Here is a 1,823-nt window from a genome sequence, read left to right as displayed (position 1 = left end):
GGCTGCGATAGCCACAACTGATGGCGATATCGAGTACCTGCATTGGCGTTCGGCATAGCAGCAAGGCCGCGCGTTCCAGCCGCAGTGAGTCGCGATAACGGCCGGGCGAGACGCCGAAGAAGCGGTTGAAGTTACGGCGTATCTGCGCTTCTGAATACCCCAGATAATTGGCCAGTTCACGGATCGATGGGCTATCGCCTGACCGCTCATGCAGCCATATCTCGGCAGCCCGCATGGCATTGAGGCTAGTCGATAACGATGTCTCATACGCTGCCATACATACTTCCCCTTGGTTTTTTTGCAGCTTTATTGGTAAGTCATCTCTGACTCAACCTGTAAGATCAAGGTGATGATCGGAATTGCAAAGCCTGAAAGGGTGAGATCCCTAAGATGCTAAACAGCGAAATGATAGTACGAAATTCGAATGAAAAGCGTGGTTTATATAGAATATTTTATAATTTAACTAATAGTCAATTTTGTATATTGATTTCTCGTTAAGTAAGAGAAAATGGCCTTCTTTATTTCGTATAGGGTGGGGGATTGGGGTACGTTTATACGTTATTTTTTTGAATATTTGTATAAAAAACAGAGACTTATATTCGTCTTTATGTCAATAGGTTTACGGATAAGAAGAAAAAAGATGTAAGGGAAATTTATCTTTTATTTCGGATATCTCTTATGTATAGATTCCCTAATGATCGAATGAGATGTGAAAGTTATCTTCTTCTGGCGGTAAGAGGGCTTCTTAAGCAGTTCATTCAGGAGCATGGGCATGGACATCAATCTGCATAAAAAGGCCACCACGACACCCAAGATTCGTGCCGGGATCTAGGTGAAGCCCTCCAGCATCGACTGAAGAGCAGCAGAGACATCACCGACGTCTACGCTAAGGGGTAACTCGGGGTAAAGGATGACGGGCCTCATCTCGACGGCAGGAGGCCGCACGTATGATGAAGGGCATCAACAAGGCCGGGCCTTGGCTATGGTATCTCCTTGTGTTGGCTATCCTGCCGCTGGATGGGGCAGGAGTGGTCGAGGAGGACGTTCTAGTACCGTCTGCGACCGCGTCCAGCGCCATGCTCGTGGTGCCCGACGCGGTCGTTTCCCAGCGTCAATGGATCTGGAAGGCCTGCGCCCTGGCGTTGGCTGCACTGGTCATGGCGGGCCTCGCCATCTGGCTGGCGCGGTGGCGCAAACGCAAGCAACGTTTGAAGCGTCAGGCCCTGCGCAACGACCGTGTGACCGATCTGCCGGGGCGCGTGCTCCTTGAACGGCACCTGCAACGCTTCATGGACGACGTCTACGCCGTCTCGCTTTATTACTTGACGTTCGATGCCTTGCGTTACCTGCGCGCCCAGTTTGGGGTCCAATACGCCGATCTAGCGGCACAGAGCATTGCCGAGCGGCTGCGCGATACGTGCGGCGGCGTGTGTTATCCGGCGCGGCTCTCGGAAGACGTCTTCGTGGTCATGGCATCCGGTGCACACGATCCCAGCGCCATGGCCGCGCGTTATCAGGAAATGCTCTACGCGCCCATCGAGGTTCATGGCGTGCCATATCGGGTCGAGCCACGTATCGGGGTTGCCGTATCGCCTGAGCATGGCAAGACACCCGTGGCGCTGTTGCAAGCCGCGCAAGATGCCGCCGATCAGGTACTGGCCAGTGCCGGGACGGAACCGCAGCTATTCAAACCTGAGATGCTCAAGACCGCCGAGCGGCGGCGTTTCCTGGCGGAGACGCTGGCCGATGCCATGGAGCAGGAAGCCCCGTTCTTCGAGCTTTATCTGCAACCCCAATACCATCTCGCCACTCGACAACTGATG

2 protein-coding genes are annotated in these 1,823 nt (G+C 53.5%); one reads left to right on the top strand and one right to left on the bottom strand.

Annotated elements, in window-relative coordinates:
* Positions 1–277: AraC family transcriptional regulator (locus OP495_RS17505; protein WP_280571040.1), on the bottom strand; the 277-nt coding region annotated here is incomplete at its 3' end.
* Between the two features lie 670 nt (positions 278–947).
* Here OP495_RS17505 and OP495_RS17500 point away from each other — a divergent pair.
* Positions 948–1,823, top strand: an 876-nt coding sequence (locus OP495_RS17500; RefSeq protein WP_280571039.1) for a GGDEF domain-containing protein, incomplete at its 3' end; no start/stop codon positions are given.

The sequence above is a fragment of the Chromohalobacter sp. 296-RDG genome, from assembly GCF_029889885.1.
GTDB lineage: Bacteria > Pseudomonadota > Gammaproteobacteria > Pseudomonadales > Halomonadaceae > Chromohalobacter.
The sequence above is the reverse complement of the archived record's forward strand: the minus strand, read 5'-3'. Positions and strand labels throughout refer to the sequence as shown.